At 51.6% G+C, this 248-nt stretch carries 2 tRNA genes; both read left to right on the forward strand.

Annotation, left to right across the window (positions count from 1 at the left end):
* Positions 1-9: 9 nt before the first annotated feature.
* Positions 10-83, forward strand: a tRNA-Glu gene (locus HP398_RS30650).
* 34 nt (positions 84-117) lie between these two features.
* Positions 118-193 (forward strand) — tRNA-Val (locus tag HP398_RS30655).
* The last annotated feature ends 55 nt before the right edge of the window (positions 194-248 follow it).

Here is a 248-nt window from a genome sequence, read left to right on the forward strand (position 1 = left end):
TATGAAAATGGCCCGTTGGTGAAGCGGTTTAACACAGCAGCCTTTCACGCTGTCATACAGGGGTTCGAATCCCCTACGGGTCACCTAGAAAAATCCCTACATCTTCGTAGGTGATTTGGAGGCTTAGCTCAGCTGGGAGAGCATCTGCCTTACAAGCAGAGGGTCGGCGGTTCGATCCCGTCAGCCTCCACCACTCATATTTAACGGACAAGGAAGGTCAGTTAAAAGCGCCACGTCTTGTGGCAACA

Source organism: Brevibacillus sp. HB1.4B, assembly GCF_013284285.1.
Taxonomy (GTDB): domain Bacteria; phylum Bacillota; class Bacilli; order Brevibacillales; family Brevibacillaceae; genus Brevibacillus; species Brevibacillus porteri.